This window comes from Shewanella fidelis ATCC BAA-318 (assembly GCF_000518605.1).
In the GTDB taxonomy this organism is placed as follows: Bacteria; Pseudomonadota; Gammaproteobacteria; order Enterobacterales; family Shewanellaceae; genus Shewanella; species Shewanella fidelis.
This window is the reverse complement of record NZ_JADX01000005.1, coordinates 148,846-163,664: the sequence shown is the minus strand read 5'-3', so window position 1 is coordinate 163,664 and position 14,819 is coordinate 148,846. Positions and strand designations below refer to the sequence as shown.

Genomic DNA, 14,819 nt, shown 5'->3' with positions numbered 1-14,819 from the left:
TTGTTGAAAAAAAACACATAAAACGATCGCAGTAGATAGCAACTCACGTATAATCGCCCCGTTTGATTTAGTCACCACTAAATTGAATGGGGCTTTTATTTATCCCCAAACCAACTTAGATAATACTTAAATCCATTTGGAGAGACATGATGGCAAAACAGCATCAATCATCCACAATCGAGCATGAAGCTGGGCGTGGAACAATTAAAGATAACGCCTTAAAGGCAATCGTCACCAGTCCACTATTTCGAAGCCGAACAGAAAGGCCGAAGAAGGGTAAAGGGTCATATAACCGCAAACAACAAAAGGGGCAAGGGCTTAAGGGCATTGCCCCTTTTGACTATTTCAGTGACAGTCTCTTCAATGACCATCTCGAACTTATCGCTCAACCTCATTAGCTTGCTCTACAACCTAAAAATCTCCTCCCTGCTTTCAGCATTACTCACTATCCAAATTTGGCTAAAGGTTTAATTGAATAAATCTCACCATTAGCCGGTAATTATTTAGCAGCAACTTATTGACTATATTGCGCAACAATTAGACTATTGAGGCTTCGATTACTGACGTTTAAGCACCCATGACAACTTTACTTAACTCAAATTCGTTAACACATTGCCAAACACTGCGATTAAATCGCTGTGTTACTTGGCTATGTTTATTAGCGGAGAGGTAAGAGTCATCTAGTCAGTGCTCGATTCCATACCGCAAAGTAAACAGTGCGGTATGCCTCTCCATCCGCCTTGCTACTTTTCGGTGTAACTGCAACAGCCTGTCACAATCACAGTGAATGAGCATATACATAGCTGCTGTTTATGAAAGCAAATAGCAAGGAGGTTAAGATGTTTACAGCCGCGTTACCTAAATTAGTCCCCATCGCATTTATCGCTGTGGTGATCATATGGTCTACAACACCTTTAGGGATAGTGTGGAGCAGCGAAACTGTGCCCCCCACTCTGGCTGTATTATTACGTATGCTGATTGCACTGGTATTAGGCATTGCTATTTTATTATGCGCTCGCATTAGACTCCCCTTCACTGCTGTTGCCCTAAGGCTCTACGCTTTCTCGGCAATTGGCATTGTCGGTGGCATGTCACTTGGCTATTTCGCGGCGCAATATATCGCTTCAGGTATCATGTCGCTGATCTTTGGTTTATCACCACTTATATCAGGGCTCATTGCCCAACGCCTACTCAATGAAGCTAAATTCACAATGATGCGAATATTGGCATTTGTTTTGGCATTTATTGGTCTTGGAGTTGTATGTTCAGCAAAATTATCAATAGGCGATGACGGCTGGAAAGGCTTAGTGCTGGTGTTTATTGCCATGGTACTTTTTAGTCTCAGTGGCGTATTAATAAAAACAGTAAAAATCAATATTCACCCCTTAGCCAGCACCGTGGGGGCGCTGCTCATTTCAACTCCTCTATTTGCATTGTTATGGTTAATCTTTGACGGCAACCTGAATATTGAAAGCTGGCAATTACGCTCTATCGCCGCCATCGTATACTTAGGCGTGTTTGGCTCGCTAATTGGCTTTATTGCTTACTTTTATATTTTGCAGCATCTCAATGCCAGCACAGTTGCCCTCGTTACCTTAATCACGCCAGTATTTGCGCTCATATTAGGTGCGGTGCTGAATCAGGAGGTTGTCGGTCTATCGTTAATCGTTGGGGCGAGCTTTGTTGTAGGCGGGCTTAGCTTGTATCAATTTGGTGATGCTCTCTTACAACGCTTTAGCTCAGGGCAAAAATCCGCCCTTAATTAAATCGCAATATTGACTAGCCTAACTTCAAAGCAGATGGCGAGCATGTCACTCGCCGTCAACTTTGAAGCTTAGCTAAAGCTTACTGATAAGTTTTGCCGTTATGTTTTAGCCAGCCACCAATATGTCGACCAGCCGGATCATGGTGCGTCCAATGTACAACACCACCACGATGATTCCACTCGTATTCGCCAAAGAATGTCACAGTATCGCCAACCTTCAATTCAGGGAGTCTAGGCGCTAAATCGATATTGTGCGCCACCAGAATGGTTTGCCCATGGGGTAATTGCAAAATAAACTTCTGATGCCGACTACCTTTATTATCGTCGGGTAAAATACGGCTAACGACTCCCGTACCTTGAACCTGTTGATCACTTCGTTGCTGCTCATAAGCTTGTTGTAGCGTTAAGTTAGCTGCGAGTACGCTATTAGAAGCAAAGCTGGCAATAGCGAGCGCCACTAACATCAGCATTATGCGAATAAGCACACCTCTTACCGTCTTATTATGCTCACTATCAGCAGCTTTACCTTGAACATTGCTTGCTCCATCAGCAGTTAGTGTTGTTTGCGCTGCTAGCGGCTCAATCTCGGCACTTTCGGCTCTCAGCCTGCCACGGCTATCTTCACTAAGCTCAAAGGTTACAGTATCGCCGATAAGCGGCCTACGCTGCTTATTTTGCAGTGCAGATATATGGATAAACACCTCGGTGTTAGCCTCAGATCCTAGCTGAATAAATCCAAACCCTTTAGCATCGTTCCATCGAACTAATTGGCCTTTATCGCGCATTGATTGACTCCTTTATCGGGCTCTTGGTATTGATAGGTAAATGATTTAAGCAAAAGTCACTGTCAACTTTAACAATCTAACTCAGTTAACCTTTGGATTAACGATTTAGGCCATAAGTTTTTATAAGGCGTTATTTGCTCAATAAGCCCATGTAAAATATCTAGCGCCACTAAAGCATCTGCCGCGGCATATTGCACTTGTAACTCTGTTAATGGCTCAGATATTGGTCTTGACCAATCAGATAAGGTTACTTTTTTACTCTTAGGCAACTTTAAGCCAAGTACTGTAGCTGTCATTTGCTGGGTACCGAGTTGTTTTGGTGCACCAAGTTGATTAAGCAACCAGTTAAGATCCAGTATATGGCTAATACTAATATTAAAATCACGCTTCATTGCATTGATATCACTGCGCAAGCCAATCCCCACCTTCAACTGTTTGTCATCATTTAAAACAGAATTAAGCGCCGCAATAAAAGGCTGTTTATTTTCGGCCTGCATCCTAAACAGATAACAGTGAGTTGCCGTAGCAATTTGGATCAAAGAGATAGGGTTAGTATTACGCTTACCTTTTTCAAAGGTTGGCGCCGTTTCAGTATCAAAACCCAACCAGCGCTGCTCACTAATATCTTCGATCGCAGCCGCTAATGAAGTTAATGTCACTACCTCAACTTGGCGTAACAGGCCATTTTGCAAAGGCGAAACATTCTGAATTTGCATAATATTGAAATCATCAAGACCCGCTAACTCATGGTTATCTATTCGCGTAATCAACTGACTTCGCATTTGCAACCAAGCCAGAGACTCTTGATTGTGATCATTAGTAATTTCGGTAAAAAAAGCCTTTTCAGCAGCCTGCATTGCAGCAAAATAGGCGGCTGCATTATTGCCTAACTCGCGTCTAATGGTCGCGGATTTATCCGCGCTGAGAGCAAACTTAAATAGACTCATGACATAACCTTATTTTTAATTGACTCACTGTGTCACCCACATCAAGCCTAAGCCTCGCTCAACTGCTTGGGTAATATTGGTTTTAAATCGCTGATAACCTAGCCACAGCTGTTGGTACTCGGTTTCTTGCACTTGGTAATCTGGGTTATGGATAAATAACCAAGCATCAAACCTCTGCCGTAGCGTTTGCTCATTTAAATCTGCCAGCAGTCGTTGTAACGCTGGTAATGACTGGGCTTCAAAAGCGAATGACTCATTGTTAGCATCCATTTTGATTGCGTCGTGATCGTTAATATCGAGCCAAGTTTGAAACACACTACCCGCCCCTTTAACCCGCGCCTCTGTATTATTGAGAATATAATGATGCTGCTCGACATTACGGTGGTCTACCTCAGGGCCAATCATAACGATACTTGCTGACGGCCAGTCTTTAGGGATAGCTTGCTCAATACCGCCCTTTAATATTGCTATAACTTTGGCCAATAATGTTTGATTTATATGAGCGAGTTCGGGGGCTTTCCCCTGCAGATAGGCATCCACTGCATATGGATTAGCTTTTAAAAATCGAATGTGTTCATTCGGCAACAAAAACATATTAAAGCGCAGTGCCATTGATTTCCCCAGTAGTGTAATTCGTAATCTAAGTAACAGTTGAATTTTATACCTTGTATCAATTGGATAGTATGATTAAAAAAATGCGAGCATACTCGCTCGCATTTATGCACTACCGCTTGCGATTATCAATCGCTAATTTGGCCAAAACGTCCCATTTGATAATCTTCTACAGCTTGGCGGATCTCCGCTTGGGTATTCATCACAAATGGTCCCATATGTACCACAGATTCATTAATTGCTTGACCAGATAACAGGAGTAAACCAGCACCTTGTTCCTCAGCATCCAACTGTAACAGTGCCTGACTATCTAACACCAATAGTTGCCCTGCTTGGTAGCTTTCATATTGGCTGTCAAAGCCAAGGTATTGTTTTAAGCTACCGCTATAAATATAGACACCCACAAACTGACGTTCATCGCTACTCTCGCCAAGATTAAGTGTTAACTTGGCATTTTCCAACAATGTCACATCGGCAATTCTGGCACGGCCAGCAAGCTGCGCTAAAGGTGATACTAAGTCCTGATTAGCAAACTGCCAACGACCAGCTAACGCTTTAAAGTAAACACCTGAGTCAACCGCCTCTGGCAAAACAAGCTCACCTGAATCTTGGTATCGCGCTGGGCGCATTTTGTCTTTTGCAGGCATATTCAACCAGATTTGAAAACCATGTAGGCCTGCATCTGTATCGGCCAAAGGCATCTCTGAATGAACCACCCCGCTACCGGTACTCATCCACTGTACATCACCGGCACGAATTGCCTTCACATTGCCTAACTGATCTCTATGTTCAAAACCACCTTTTAAAATATAGGTGAAAGTCTCAATCCCACGATGGGGATGCGGTGGAAAGCCACCGATAAAGTCAGACTTATCATCTGATTTGATCTCGTCAATCATTAAGAAAGGGTCAAAACCCAGTTTATTGAAATCGGCGACTCGGCGAATATTTACCCCATCACCGTCCATTGTTTTGTGGGCTTGATGTTGGCTAAGAAGTTTCATGATTTAAGCCTTATTGATTACCATACCCCAAGCCTAACAATGAACAATTAGAATAAATAACGCAAAATTGTACAAATTACATTCTAAAAAGTAGAACTATTGAGGGTAGATAAAGTCATTCGCTTATCAATAATGAGCTCTGAAACTAGAGGTAACTTGAAACACTCCATAATAACGCCTTGCTAAACAGCAGCGATCCTCTAAAAACTTGATTAATCGACCAATAAAAGATCAAGATGCGTCTTATTTTAAATGACTGTTGCACATTGGTATGGCCTGAGCGTCGCGCCAATAATTTTAAGTGCTAGAACTATGCCTGTAACGATCATTCAGTTTTTCCCAAGTACTTGACGAAAGTCGAAGTTGCTTAAACATCACCACAACAAATTAATTAACAAAATCGCAGCATCTGATATATTAAAATCTATAAGCCACGCAGGTAAAACTGCTGAATCATGTATGCCTAACATTTTGTATAAATATAGATTTGTTTATATGTTGGAGGTTAATTTTGACAATATCCTTTTCACCCACTCTCGACTGGGATGCACTGAAAAATCAGTATAAAAAAGATAACAGAATAAAAATACAAAACGTTTGGCTTCCAGAAGATGCCGATAAGATAAATCATTGCTTAACGCATAAAACGCAATTTTCTCATGCTTATACCCAAAATGGTCAGCCATTAGTATCTACAGATGATGAACTCAGAGCAATGACGAGCAGCGCCCAACGAGCTTTATTTAAAAATCTTTATCAAGATGCATCAAAAGGAATAGGGTTTTGGTATGGTCGTCACATGGTTAGCCCTTCAAGTCCTGCATTATTAAATAGTATAAAAAATTACCTAAACTCAGATACTCTACTTGATAATATTCGCTACATTTCAGATAGAAAGGACATAAAATTAGCTAGTGCACAAGGGACACGGTATACCTCTGGCAGTTTCCTGACTAGACATAGAGATGTCGTTGAAAAAGAAGGTAGAATTTTAGCTTTTGTCTTAGGCTTTACGCCTAAATGGCATCCTGACTGGGGTGGGCTACTGCAGTTTTACCAAGACGATGGTACGCCAAGGGATGCATGGACGCCAGAGTTTAACACTATGACATTATTTGACGTCAAACATGTTCATTCGGTTACCCATGTACCTCCCTTTTGCCCCTCGCAGCGTTTATCTATAACAGGTTGGTTTCGTTCACGTTAATTAAAAAAGCAAAGCGTACTTATAATAAGTGCGCTTTTGCAAAACGCTATAAACCTTTTTTGAACTGCGGGTCGTCTAATACCAAAACGTTAGATTCAAAAGGGGGATATCACAATAGTTTGAACATTTCGATCCACATAGCTTTTTGTATGCGCACGATTAAAATCATAAAATTACTGCATATATAAGTATTTGCTTCGCTCAATTATAGATTTTATCTATAAGCTGCCAACTTCACACCTTTTAGTAACAAGGCTAGCACTATAGGCTTGAATGATTAATATTTAGCGTCCCACCAGCTACATCAATGAGTGATTTGACACCATGACGGATACCGCTTTTGCCCGCGTAAAACACGCCTTTATTAATGCTATCTGGGCTACGCTTGCCAGTGTTTCACTTGGGCTAGCATTCAAAATATGGCTGGCGCAATGGGTCGCTAAAAGCGATTTGGCGCTATACCATACAGTGGTAGATATCATTTCAATGTCACTTATCTTGTTAAGTGGTTTTCGCGCCTCTATGGTGGTCAGCTTTTCACAAACCAAGAATGATGCTGATATTACCAACATTTTCCGCTATTCACTGATCACTATGGTGTTATTTACTTGGGGGTTAGTGCTGCCTTATATCAAGCACCAACTCAATATTGATGTCGAGTACATTCAGTTAGTCGGCGTGATTTTGGGAATGGGCTTTAAAGTTTATTTTACCAATCAGATCGGCATGTACCGTCTTTATGACATCGCCAATAAAACCACTTGGCTTGAACCTTTAGTGCAAGTGTTGCTGTTTTTAACTTGCTATTACGCCTTTGAACAAACACCTCTTGCATCGCTGTTTTACAGTTTAATCTTATCTAACTTTAGCGTTGCCGCCTTTATGTTTATTCAACGCAGAAAACAGATCGCTACAACTCCGTTAGCCCCAGTGCAACTTGATACTGATATGCGTAATTTTGTTAAAAAAAGCGTAATGTCATCTTTGGAAGTTGGCGCAAGCATTTTAATGGTCTACATCACGGTATTACTTACTATTGGCTATTTTACTATCGATGAATTGGGCGACTTTCAGGTGGTTGTGCGCCCGATGTTGGCATACTTTACTATGTTGTTTGTGTTTCCGGTTTACCGCTATATTTTGCCTGAATTGGCGCAATGTATTCGTGGGGAACAGCATCAACAAGTAGTATTAATTCGCCGCTGGTTTATAAAACTCAGTTTAGCAATAAGTATAAGCCTGCTCATTATATTGCTACTTTTTAGCAAAAATATCGTCAGTTTTGTTTTTCCTGAAGCTTACGCTCAAGCAGCACCAATTTTGATGCACTTCGCGCTATTTTTTATTTTTATGATGCTCAATGCATTCCAAGTGGCGTATATCAAAGCCCATGGTTTATTTATGCAAAGCCTATTGATCCGTATTCTTGGCGTCGTCACCCTAGTGCTCATGTTTTACATTTTACGGCTACATACAGACAATGTCGTTGCAGTGATCCTTGCACTTGGGTTTGGTTATGTCAGCATGTTTATCGCCTCTAGTATTTTGGAGCGAAAACTAATCAAACAGCACAGGGCAGAACCGAGCTAAGTATTAAGATTACAAGCTTTTTTGATTCTATAGTGTAAGCCTGCCAACAAACCTCCTCTCTTTAGCAGTTCAACGCCCACTCTTTGTGGGCGTTGAACATTTCCATTTTAGCCAAGATATCTAGCTAAATTATAAAATGTAAAAAATATGTTTATTTTTTGATCTGAAAAAATTTTGGCTGCGTAGTGTTTGTCGAAATCAAACATCAAGGAATAATCCACATGACTTTTACAACCCCATTAACTCGATACTTTACTGTTGCGGCCATATCAGTGCTGGGTCTAACCGCGTGTAGTGATGATGACGACAATAACCAAACCAGCGTCCCACCTGTTGAGGTCGCCGAAGCAGAAATACGAGTGATTCATGCTGGTAGTGACGCTCCATTAGTCAATGTATTGGCCAATGGCGGCAGCTTTGTCGATGATGTTGACTATGCCATGTCTAGCGGCTTAGCGACTGTAACCGCCGGTAGCTACGCAGTTGCTGTTGACGCTCAACTTGCAGATGGCACCACAACCACAGTACTTAGCACTGACTTAAATGCTGCAGAAGACATGGAGTATACAGCTGTAGCGCTTGGTAGTGTCGCTGATAACACCCTAATGTTGAAGCTGATTGAAAACCCAGAGCAAGATATTGCCGATAATTATGCCCGTGTTCAGGTATTACACGCCTCACCCGCCGTCGGCTTGGTTGATGTGTATGTCACAGAGCCTGGTGCAGATATTAGTATGATGGAACCAACATTGTCAGCCAACTACATGGATGCGAGCCCGCAGCTCGAAGTTCCGGCTGCTGATTATCAGATCCGCATCGCAGCTGCAGGAAGCAAAACGGTAGTATTTGACTCTGGTACTGTGCCTCTGGCTGATGAGGGTGATTATTTTATATCTGCCATTCCGAATACTTGGACAGGCAGTTCACCTGTCGCGCTATTAGTTGCACTTCCTGAGGGACAGTTACTGCTAAATGATATCAACAGCGGCAGTGATATTCGTGTCGTCCATGCAGTAGCAGACGCGCCAGTTGTGGACGTGTTCTTAGATGCTAGCAGCACAGCCGCAATCAGCGACTTAATGTTTAAAGGTATCGCGGGTTACGTCAACATCGCCGAGGGTGAACACACTGCAACTGTCGCAGCCAGTGCGGACAATAGCGTTGTCGTCATCGACAAAGCGCCGTTTGAATTAGATCTTGGCGCAAGTTACTCAATATTTGCTACCGGCTCGCTGACTGACAACATGATTGAACCTTGGGTTATTATGGAACAACCTCGCAGCGTGGCTACCGAAGCCAAACTCACAGTTTCTCATACCGCTTACTCAGCACCTGAAGTTGATGTGTATTTAACTGCCACAAGTGATATATCAGACGCCACACCAGTGCTTACTGACGTTCCGTTTAGGGCGAGCTCAGGCAGTTTAAGTGTACCTGCTGGAGACTATGTGGTGAGTGTAACGGTTGCTGACACAAAAACCGTGGCCATTGGTCCATTACCCATCTCTCTTAAAAATGGTGGTGTTTATGGCGTTGCAGCGGTAGATAGTACAACCAGTGGCGCATTCGACGTCATTCTTTTAGATGATTTCGTCATGGCGAAATAATCAATCCAAATACTAGGCCTTCCCAGCAAGTATTGCGACCGTTGTGGCTAGCGGTCGCATTTTTATATGTTGGCAAAAGTTGCAATGCTTAATACCCTGAACGTTAAAAAGTTCCCGGTTGCGGTATTTTTAAAGTCAGATTGTGAAGCTTGGCAAAATTTAAAATGAAAACTGCTGTTTCCGCTTAAAATCACGTGATAGGTCACACTCTAGCGCATGTATTAACGACCGAATTCAGTCATAATTAAGCAATTGGTTTTATTCTTAACAACAATGTAATTTGCTGTAACGGATGAATAATATTTGTATTATTCGTTATCGCTTGACTACTTATTAGACGTCACTTAGAGGACAAAAGTTTGATTAAACATATTGCTTTAGCGTTAACACTAGCCGTTGCTCCATTGAGCAGCTTTGCCGCACAATTTGTTGAAGGTAAGCACTTCACAGTTGTGTCAAATAAAGCACCAAGCACTGAGCCTAAGCTAACTGAATTTTATTCTTTCTATTGTGGCAACTGCTTCAATATGGAAAAAATGTACATGGCTGACATCAAAGCTAACTTAAACAAAAAGATTGCCTTTGACACCAAGCACGTAGATTTTGCTAACACTGAAATCAATACTGAAGTCATGCGCTCGCTTGCAGTTATTCAAACAATGGAAAACAAAAAGCCGATTACTGACGCTATGTTTAAAGTGATCCAAGGTGAAAATGGCGAGAAGCATGACCATAGTGCACCAGGCCACAAACATGAAGAGCCAATCAAAAGCCGTGATGACATCAAAGCCGTATTCGCTAAGTTTGGCGTAGATTCAGCACAATATGACAAGATTGCAGACAGCAAAGAGACTGATGCTAAGTTAGCACTATGGCGCTCTCAGCAACGTGAATTTAGAGTACAAAGCGTACCTTCATTCATCGTGAATGATAAATACCAAATCAACATGGGTGCTATCCGTACTTTAGGTGAGCTAATTGACCTAATGAACTACCTAGCATTAGAGCATAAGTAAACTAACATTTTCATTTGCTAGCAAACCACAAGTTACCAAGTGGTTTATCCCGAAAAAGGCGCTATTAGCGCCTTTTTTGTTGTCACAATCACTCAAACTAGCTAGGTGTAACTACACTCTTGAGTAGCTTCTGCCAATGGTTTAAAACAGCATGCCACACTTGTAAGCAACCATGACGTTGCTCAGCTGTAACCTGCAATGATTCACCATTAATCACTTGCTTAATTGCTGTTTCAATTCCAGTAACCGATAGTTCTTCCAGCAAAATGTATGCGCTAGCTTGAGTATGAAGAGTTTCAGTTTTTTGCTCTGTAGGCGCTTGCGACGCAGGCGATGATGCTAAAGCTGATAACTGATCTGCTAAACCATCAACATTGGCTGCAATAACCGCTTTACCAGCAGCAATAGCCTCAATGCAAGTTAAGCCAAATGGCTCCCATCGTGACGGGATGATCACCAGATCTCCACTGGCTAAAAACTGCGGGACATCTTGCACTTCACCAACAAATTCAACATGACTCAGCCCCTTTGCCAGCATTGCCAGTTCAGCTCGAGCTTCGCCTTCACCGGCAATAGATAGCTTAACCTGTTCTGGCGGCAATTTAGCCATAGCCTTTACTAAGAGATCAAATCCCTTTTGCTGGCTTAGGCGGCCATAGGCCAATAGTTTTAACGGCTTAGTTATGGGCTTATGGGGCAACAATGCAAAAGCCCCCAATTCCTTCCCTTGTCCAACTAATGCCAATTTGTTTTTTGCGACAATATTTAGCTCAAGCAACCAGTCTCGTTGAGATTGAGACACCAACAGCACCTTATTCATTAAGGCATAAGTGAGTTTTAGCATCAGCGCAAAACGGCTAGGAACCTGCACACAATGACACACAAACTCGCGGCTATAATGATGCTCTTGATAAAGAATAGGTGTGCCAATGTTGGCAAGCTTTAACGCTAAAAAAGCCGGCAGTTTTCGCCAACTCGCAGCAGCGTGTACAACAATTGCGTCAGCATGATAGCGCTTGAACAGGCAAAAATTGAATTGACGGTAGATAAGCTTAAAACTAAACAAGTATTGCAACTTAGAGGACGCAAGGCTTTCTAGCGCTAAATTAACGCCACCAAGCTTAGTATCATCGATTAGGTGCACTATTGTTGGCCGCAAAGCAACTCCTTAACTTAATACCAATCAGTCTTCTAAGTTAAAGAAACTACGGCCAATTTGAAAGGATTGTTTTAATTAATAATATTGCTGCTTAGTTACGGATAAAATCAAGTAAGTGCAAACAAGCAAAGATAGCGTGCAGTACGATGAAACCGATAAAACCGTGGGCAGCATCAATATGATAGCCTCGCCACATCAATGCGGCGCTTGTACCTTGAGTCGCAAACCACAATAAACCGGTTACGCCTACGGCGGCAAACAGCAACATGCCAATGCCTTCGGTAATGCTAAATAAGCCCCGACCACCAGCAATAGGTAACTTGCCTTTAGTTAATCCAACTAAATCACTCTTAAATTGCGAAAAATCACCAACAAGCCAAGGAAAATATTGGCGCCATTTACCTTTTAAGCAAGTGGTAATAAGAAAGCTAATCGACAGAAACGCACCGACCAAGCCAAGATAAACGTGGCTTGTATCCCAAATACTAGCGTTAAGCCGTAAACTACGGCCAATCATGATCCAACTACTGGTAAAAATAAGATATGCAGAGGTGAGAATGATCAAAACATGCTGCAAATCGATATATTTTCTCGCCAAGCGTTTAAACATAGATTGCGCCATAGATTCAGCCTTTTACTGTTTAAGCCGTGAGTTGGTTAATGTTTGCTGCATAGGCATCAACTTTTTGCCAATCCGTATATTCAACATTGGTATCGGCAGCTGTCGGCCCTTTAGTGATCCACATAATAAAGCGAATGATGTTTCTATCCATCACCCCATAACTTGGGTAATTTAAGTTACCACCAAACACCTCAGCCAGCTTAGGTTTCCACACCGACTTTTCAAGGAAAGCTAACATGTATGGATTGGTTTCTGCAGTATTTTTCAATGGTTTGCGAGCTACAAGGCTCACAGAGAAAAAGCTACTTGGCTTTTGCTCTAGTATTGCTTGATTCGCTTCAATAAAGTCATAAACAGCGGGATTATGTTTACCATGGCGAATGCTGGCACCGATAATGATTTTATCAAATTGCGCTAAATCGACCTTATCTGCAATATTTACCGCTGTTACACTATTACCCGCAGCAGTCAATTGGTCTTCTAAATAAGCACTAATCTTGCGCGTCTGGCCATGTACACTTGAATAAACAATCACAATTTTGCTCACCAGACATCTCCGTAAATATTGAGGTTAAATCGAATAACTTTAGTAAATAAATCATAGGTTATTTAGTTAAAAGATTACATGAAACAGATCACGAGGTAGCGGGGAATAATCCAAATTAGCTTTATCTACTTCACAAAAATAACAGCGGGACTCCTCAAAAGAGGTAGTCCCGCTGTTATTGGGTTAACCGAACTTATATCAGTTATTCATATTTTGCTTACAGTGACATCAAAAAATCAATAACTTGAGCGCGTTCATCGGCAGTTAATGCCATAAAATCTTGCTGGCTTTTCTCGGCTTCGCCCCCATGCCATAAAATCGCTTCCTCTATTGTTGCCGCACGTCCATCATGTAAGAAACCTGCTTGTGGGTTTACTGTCTGGGTTAAACCTATGCCCCAAAGTGGTCGAGTGCGCCATTCATTGCCACTGGCTAAGAAGTCAGGTCTACCATCAGCAAGCTCATCTCCCATATCGTGTAACAACATATCGCTAAATGGATAGATCGTTTGGCGTTTATGGCTATCACTCATGCTAACTCCGCCAATACTCCCTTCAGCCTTAGTCACAAAGCTTGGTGTATGGCAGCCAGTGCAATTTAGCTGGGTAAATAAACGCGCACCTTCACGTACGTTAGGATCATCAATATTGCGCCTTGCGGGCACCGCTAGCGTTTCAACATAAAACACCACTGAATCACTAAATGCGGCATCTGCTTCTGGCTCACCGTCGACACCAGAGCCTGTATCAACAAAGCCTGTACGGCTCAAGTAAGCGTCATGTAACGCAGTACCCGCGATACTTTCCTCTGGAAATAATGGGTTGGTGATACCAATATCGCCTCGCAATGCCCCAAGAGATTGAACCCTGACACTTGGCGTATTGGCTTTCCAGCCAAAGCGACCAAGCGACACAGGATAATCCTCACCTGCTTGTGCCTTTACCGCATCAAAAACATAGTTTGCTCTACCTGAAATGCCATCTTTATTGGCATCATTCTCATCCACGTTGGCAACAATATCCGCCTCAGGAATCGCCTCAAGTAAACCTAAGCCAAATACGGGCATACCATTACGAAGCCCCATAAGTACATTATCTTGCAGTAAATTTGAGGTGACGTTACTACTACTTTTAGTTTCTCCTGGTGCATCGTAGGGGTTTTCTACCTCAAATACCGGCTTCTTTAAGGTAACACTCGCGCCATCGTTGTAATTGATGACCTTAGTTTCATAAGAAAGATAGACATCGGCCTGACCAATAAATGGGTTTTGCTGCCAGTCATCACGTGCTTGCAATACTCCACGATGAAACAGCTGACCACCAAAATCAGGTACAGGGATTGGTGCACAGTAATCATTAGCTAGCGAACCTTGTGTACAAGGCTCATCTGCCGCCAAACTAATACGTAAAAATATGCCCGCGTCAGAGCCTAACTTTACGCGAGTTTGCCCATTAGGAACCTGCGGCGTTGAGTTGCGTCCATCTCGCTGATGGCAAGAGTTACAATCCGCATTATTAAAAACAGGACCTAAGCCGTCGAGATCTGGATGGGCAGAGTTAGGCGCCGTAGTAAAGGCAGTTTCAAAGCTTAAATCACCATCTAAATGCAAGCTGAGTTCCTCGGCATTTAAGTTTGGTGCAGGGGTAGAGAAACCATGGCCAGATTCGGACGCATCAAAGGTTGTGGTATCACCGCCACTGGCTTTTATATCAGTATAAGCTGGGTAAACTTTCTCTTCAGGCTTTACCGTTTCATCATCACCACTGCCACCACATGCACTCAAGCTTGTGATCCCAATAATAACGAGTGTATGAACTAGACTTTGCTTTAAATTGATAGTCGGCCGTTCTAATTTTGATCTGTTATTGAGTTTAATTGCCATATGTTGTTCCACACACTATTTCAAAATAAACCGTGTCTCACTTAACTTTGTAAACTTTAACCCTTTGATAGATAAG

General features: G+C 42.3%; 14 protein-coding genes. 6 read left to right on the top strand and 8 right to left on the bottom strand.

The features are described 5' to 3' along the window. Positions 1-149: 149 nt before the first annotated feature. Positions 150-398: a ribosome alternative rescue factor ArfA gene (locus L884_RS21645; RefSeq protein ID WP_028766129.1), complete on the top strand. Its 249-nt coding sequence runs from the start codon at positions 150-152 to the stop codon at positions 396-398. A 441-nt stretch (positions 399-839) separates the two neighbouring features. Next, positions 840-1,766: a DMT family transporter gene (locus tag L884_RS0103155; protein WP_028766128.1), complete on the top strand. Its 927-nt coding sequence runs from the start codon at positions 840-842 to the stop codon at positions 1,764-1,766. 79 nt (positions 1,767-1,845) lie between these two features. Here L884_RS0103155 and L884_RS23415 read toward each other — a convergent pair whose 3' ends face one another. From L884_RS23415 to L884_RS0103135, 4 genes are all read right to left on the bottom strand, one after another. Beyond that, positions 1,846-2,550, bottom strand: coding sequence for a DUF3465 domain-containing protein (locus L884_RS23415; protein WP_084221385.1), 705 nt, complete (start codon positions 2,548-2,550; stop codon positions 1,846-1,848). 68 nt (positions 2,551-2,618) lie between these two features. Next, positions 2,619-3,497 (bottom strand): 3'-5' exonuclease, encoded by an 879-nt coding sequence (locus tag L884_RS0103145; protein ID WP_028766126.1) that lies wholly within the window; start codon positions 3,495-3,497, stop codon positions 2,619-2,621. A gap of 24 nt (positions 3,498-3,521) precedes the next feature. Beyond that, positions 3,522-4,109 carry a hypothetical protein gene (locus tag L884_RS0103140; RefSeq protein ID WP_028766125.1) on the bottom strand — a complete coding sequence of 196 codons (588 nt, stop codon included), beginning with the start codon at positions 4,107-4,109 and terminating at the stop codon, positions 3,522-3,524. Positions 4,110-4,237: 128 nt separating this feature from the next. After that, positions 4,238-5,113, bottom strand: a complete 876-nt coding sequence (locus tag L884_RS0103135; RefSeq protein ID WP_028766124.1) for a pirin family protein — start codon at positions 5,111-5,113, stop codon at positions 4,238-4,240. A 511-nt stretch (positions 5,114-5,624) separates the two neighbouring features. Here L884_RS0103135 and L884_RS0103130 point away from each other — a divergent pair. The 4 genes from L884_RS0103130 to L884_RS0103110 all read left to right on the top strand — a co-directional run bounded on the left by L884_RS0103130 (position 5,625) and on the right by L884_RS0103110 (position 10,533). Further along, positions 5,625-6,320, top strand: a complete 696-nt coding sequence (locus tag L884_RS0103130) for a 2OG-Fe(II) oxygenase family protein (protein ID WP_051435511.1) — start codon at positions 5,625-5,627, stop codon at positions 6,318-6,320. A gap of 324 nt (positions 6,321-6,644) precedes the next feature. Then, the gene (locus L884_RS0103125; RefSeq protein ID WP_028766122.1) at positions 6,645-7,910 is read left to right on the top strand and encodes a lipid II flippase MurJ; all 1,266 of its coding nucleotides are present in this window, start codon (positions 6,645-6,647) and stop codon (positions 7,908-7,910) included. A 221-nt stretch (positions 7,911-8,131) separates the two neighbouring features. Continuing rightward, on the top strand, positions 8,132-9,517 hold the full coding sequence (locus L884_RS0103120; RefSeq protein ID WP_037410279.1) for a DUF4397 domain-containing protein: 1,386 nt from the start codon (positions 8,132-8,134) through the stop codon (positions 9,515-9,517). 359 nt (positions 9,518-9,876) lie between these two features. Continuing rightward, positions 9,877-10,533 (top strand): thiol:disulfide interchange protein DsbA/DsbL, encoded by a 657-nt coding sequence (locus L884_RS0103110; RefSeq protein WP_028766120.1) that lies wholly within the window; start codon positions 9,877-9,879, stop codon positions 10,531-10,533. Positions 10,534-10,630: 97 nt separating this feature from the next. Here L884_RS0103110 and L884_RS0103105 read toward each other — a convergent pair whose 3' ends face one another. The 4 genes from L884_RS0103105 to L884_RS0103090 all read right to left on the bottom strand — a co-directional run bounded on the left by L884_RS0103105 (position 10,631) and on the right by L884_RS0103090 (position 14,743). Continuing rightward, positions 10,631-11,692 carry a glycosyltransferase gene (locus tag L884_RS0103105; RefSeq protein ID WP_028766119.1) on the bottom strand — a complete coding sequence of 354 codons (1,062 nt, stop codon included), beginning with the start codon at positions 11,690-11,692 and terminating at the stop codon, positions 10,631-10,633. 91 nt (positions 11,693-11,783) lie between these two features. Then, positions 11,784-12,314, bottom strand: a complete 531-nt coding sequence (locus tag L884_RS0103100) for a cytochrome b/b6 domain-containing protein (RefSeq protein WP_037410277.1) — start codon at positions 12,312-12,314, stop codon at positions 11,784-11,786. Positions 12,315-12,333: 19 nt separating this feature from the next. Then, positions 12,334-12,861, bottom strand: a complete 528-nt coding sequence (gene hemG, locus L884_RS0103095; RefSeq protein WP_028766117.1) for a menaquinone-dependent protoporphyrinogen IX dehydrogenase — start codon at positions 12,859-12,861, stop codon at positions 12,334-12,336. 217 nt (positions 12,862-13,078) lie between these two features. Continuing rightward, a complete protein-coding gene (locus L884_RS0103090; RefSeq protein WP_084221384.1) occupies positions 13,079-14,743 on the bottom strand; it encodes a di-heme oxidoredictase family protein in 1,665 nt (554 codons plus the stop codon). Positions 14,744-14,819: the final 76 nt, after the last annotated feature.

Excerpts from the sequence above, each read along its gene's own strand:
- L884_RS21645 (WP_028766129.1), top strand. The coding sequence starts at position 150 with ATGGCAAAACAGCATCAATCATCCACAATCGAGCATGAAGCTGGGCGT.
- L884_RS0103155 (WP_028766128.1), top strand. The coding sequence starts at position 840 with ATGTTTACAGCCGCGTTACCTAAATTAGTCCCCATCGCATTTATCGCT.
- L884_RS23415 (WP_084221385.1), bottom strand. The coding sequence starts at position 2,550 with ATGCGCGATAAAGGCCAATTAGTTCGATGGAACGATGCTAAAGGGTTT.
- L884_RS0103145 (WP_028766126.1), bottom strand. The coding sequence starts at position 3,497 with ATGAGTCTATTTAAGTTTGCTCTCAGCGCGGATAAATCCGCGACCATT.
- L884_RS0103140 (WP_028766125.1), bottom strand. The coding sequence starts at position 4,109 with ATGGCACTGCGCTTTAATATGTTTTTGTTGCCGAATGAACACATTCGA.
- L884_RS0103135 (WP_028766124.1), bottom strand. The coding sequence starts at position 5,113 with ATGAAACTTCTTAGCCAACATCAAGCCCACAAAACAATGGACGGTGAT.
- L884_RS0103125 (WP_028766122.1), top strand. The coding sequence starts at position 6,645 with ATGACGGATACCGCTTTTGCCCGCGTAAAACACGCCTTTATTAATGCT.
- L884_RS0103120 (WP_037410279.1), top strand. The coding sequence starts at position 8,132 with ATGACTTTTACAACCCCATTAACTCGATACTTTACTGTTGCGGCCATA.
- L884_RS0103100 (WP_037410277.1), bottom strand. The coding sequence starts at position 12,314 with ATGGCGCAATCTATGTTTAAACGCTTGGCGAGAAAATATATCGATTTG.
- L884_RS0103090 (WP_084221384.1), bottom strand. The coding sequence starts at position 14,743 with ATGGCAATTAAACTCAATAACAGATCAAAATTAGAACGGCCGACTATC.